The organism is Thermodesulfobacteriota bacterium, assembly GCA_036397855.1.
GTDB lineage: Bacteria > Desulfobacterota_D > UBA1144 > Nemesobacterales > CSP1-2 > DASWID01.
This window is the reverse complement of record DASWID010000159.1, coordinates 1-3,352: the sequence shown is the minus strand read 5'-3', so window position 1 is coordinate 3,352 and position 3,352 is coordinate 1. Positions and strand designations below refer to the sequence as shown.

Below are 3,352 nucleotides of genomic sequence, written 5' to 3'. Positions count from 1 at the left end.
TAGATAAAATCAATGAGAAATAGTGGCGCAGCAGCAGATAGATTATCAAAAGTGTCTAATTAGATTCCGGATTTTAAGCTTTATCAAAGTTTAATTAAATTCATGAGGAAGGTATAGCTAGTTATGATACACCACAGGCTGACACAGATTGGAGAGTATGAAAAGTTTGTGGACTCGGAAACAATCAAACGCATCAGAAAAAAGGCCGAGTCCCTAGAAGGAATTCATGTGGCACACGTGAATTCAACCTATTATGGTGGAGGTGTTGCAGAACTGTTGTCATCCATTACTTTGCTGCTTAATAGTGTAGGGGTTAGAAGTGAGTGGAGAGTGATACAGGGATCTGCTGATTTCTTCAGTATTACAAAAAAGGTGCATAATGCGCTGCAAGGTGGGAAACTCAATCTTAGCAAGAGGAAAATCGAAATATACGAAAGGGTTATTTATGAGAACTCAGTGAGAAATATCCTTGATCATCATGATTTTATAATCATCAACGATCCTCAGCCCCTTGGCATGATAAGTCACTATAAGAAGACTTGCCCTTGGATATGGCGCTGCCATGTTGATCTCTCTAATCCAAACAAGCCACTTTGGAATTACATGGTTCCGTACATTGAAAAGTATGACGCTGTGGTATTTAGCTTAAAAGAATACTCTAAAGACCTCAAAACGCCTCAGGTTTTCTTCATGCCTGCTATAGATCCCTTTACCATAAAGAATAAGGAGCTCACAGATAGGGAGATAAATGAACGCATTGAACATTACAAGATACCTACAGACCTTCCGCTTGTCGTTCAAATCTCTCGGTTTGACAGATGGAAAGACCCAGAGGGTGTAATCAAGGCATTCAAGCTGGCCAGGAAGGAAGTTGACTGTACATTGGTGCTATTAGGCAATGCAGCCACGGATGACCCCGAAGGTCAGAGAGTCTACGAGTCATTACTGAAATCGCAGGAAGAAAGAATAATTATTCTTTCGCATCAGGATTCGGCCCTTGTTAATGCCCTTCAGCGAAGGGCCGCAGTTGTGCTTCAAAAATCGATTAGGGAGGGCTTTGGTCTCACCGTCACCGAGGCTATGTGGAAAGGGACGCCCGTAATTGGAGGAAACGTCGGAGGAATCCGTCATCAGATCAAAGATGGCGTAAACGGATTCCTTGTGTCTTCTGTAGAAGAAGCGGCAGAAAGGATAGTTCAGTTGGTAAATGACAAGGGTTTGAGACAGCGAATGGGTAAGAATGCCAAGGAGGTTGTTCGAAAGAATTTTTTGATGACACGACTGCTCGAACAATATCTTGATCTGTTTAAGTCTTTTAGGATCAATTTTGAATTAGTTCCTTTTCAAAAATAATTTATTTTTTCTAATTTTTTAAAATGTGCTATTTGAGACAGGTGTGGTCATATTATTTCCTCTCTTGGACACCAGTTCTAGAGGAGATTGTTGAATAGCTGCCAATGCATGATTCTGAGCTGTTAGATTTTCCTAGACTGTATCGATTTGCTCTTCCGCCATGTGTCCATCCATATCCCAATATGGCGGGAAAGAAAAGGTCGCCATAACGAAGAATTTAGAAGGTTAAAGCCTTCCGCTACAAGATGGAATAGGAAAGTATAAGTCTACAGGAAATATGCTCTGAGGACATATTGTAAGAGCATCCTCTGTGTGTTAAAGAAGGAACCGTTCAGGGCGATGGAATGACGCATTACATCTATGAACTGATCCCGCTCATTGTAAAAAAGTGGAATAATAACCTTTTCAAGCTTTTCATAAAGAGACGAAGCATCGAGCGATTGGTCCGTATCGGTAATGGTTTTCCTGCTGTCTTCTCCGATAGACCATCCCGTAATATTTTCAATACAGCCTTCGATCCACCATCCGTCGAGGATACTTAGGCTTGGTATACCATTTAATGCCGCTTTCATACCGCTTGTTCCCGAAGCTTCAAGCGGTGGTTGAGGGGTGTTGACCCAAACGTCAACTCCGGACGTAATCATCCCGGCCAGTTCTATGTCGTAATTTTCCAGATAGGCAATCTTGATGTAAGGTCGTAGCAAGTTTTTCATTTGAAAAATTTTCTTTATCATTTCCTTTCCGCCAGTGTCTTTCGGGTGAGCCTTACCAGCGTAAACTATCTGGATGGCCCCGGCGTTTGAAGAAATGCTTTTCAATCTTTCGATATCGGTGAAGATGAGATCGGCCCTCTTATATGGCGTTGCCCTGCGGGCGAAGCCTAGTGTCAGGAAGTCCTGGTCCATTCCCGTATTAGTTTCCCTGTTAACGTACTCGATCAATTTCATTTTGGCTTTTTTATGCGCCGCCCATAACTCCTGTTTTGGTATACTCAGTGCATACCGGAGGCTAAAGTTATCCTGTCTCCAACCTGGAATATGTCTATCAAAAAGATCCTGGAAGTGTTTTGCAACCCACGTTGGCGCGTGAACTCCGTTTGTAATTGCGTCAATTGTATAGCCTGCGAACATATGTCTTGAGATTTCCCCATGCCTTTTTGCGACACCATTGACGTAGTGGCTCAAATTAAGTGCGAGATAGGTCATGTTGAGAAAATCCTCAAAACAGAAAACTTCTTTCATTTCATTTATTTCTCTTCTACTTATAACGCTATTAACCAATTCTATCGGAAATTGATCATGACCCGCTTGGACAGGTGTATGGGTCGTAAAGACGCATTTCTTCTTAACGTAATCAATGTCTTCTGGGGTAAATGAATCATTTCCCTTGAGCATGCTCTCCTCGTCAAGAAGCTCGAGTGCTAATAAGCTAGCGTGACCCTCATTCATGTGAAATCTCTCAATATTGTTGTAACCAAGCGCGCGTAGCATCCGCACCCCTCCAATGCCGAGAATGACCTCTTGGCAAAGACGGTAGCGTTGATCACCTCCGTATAGATAATGAGTTAACACCCTATCGCTTTCGGAATTTTCGGGAAGATCGCTATCAAGGAAATAGACTGGCACTGTGAAACCTCCAATTCCAACAACTTCATACCTCCAAGAACGGAGATGTACAGTTCTTCCCTCAATACTAATGGTTACCCTATTTGCGGCCTCTTTTAGAAAGTCCTCAACAACCCATTCGACTGGCTCCTCTCTTTGCCATCCATCCCAATCGAGCCTTTGATAGAAATATCCCTTGCGATGGAGTAGTGTGACAGCGACCATCGGCACTTTGAGGTCAGCGGCGGAACGAATCGTATCACCCGCCAAAACACCTAAGCCGCCGCTATAAGTGGGAATGGAGGGCTCGATGCCTATCTCCATTGAAAAGTAGGCTATCTTCTTTTCTTTATAATCGTTCATCTCAGGTTGCGATGACACTTAAAAGACCCAAA

2 protein-coding genes are annotated in these 3,352 nt (G+C 42.9%); one reads left to right on the top strand and one right to left on the bottom strand.

Going from position 1 to position 3,352, the window contains the following annotated elements; genetic code table 11:
• Positions 1–123 precede the first annotated feature (123 nt).
• Entirely contained in the window at positions 124–1,353 is a 1,230-nt protein-coding gene (locus tag VGA95_12595; GenBank protein ID HEX9667378.1) for a glycosyltransferase, read from the top strand.
• A gap of 266 nt (positions 1,354–1,619) precedes the next feature.
• Here the strand turns inward: VGA95_12595 and glgP are convergent, their stop codons facing one another.
• The gene (gene glgP / locus VGA95_12590; GenBank protein ID HEX9667377.1) at positions 1,620–3,320 is read right to left on the bottom strand and encodes an alpha-glucan family phosphorylase; all 1,701 of its coding nucleotides are present in this window, start codon (positions 3,318–3,320) and stop codon (positions 1,620–1,622) included.
• Positions 3,321–3,352: the final 32 nt, after the last annotated feature.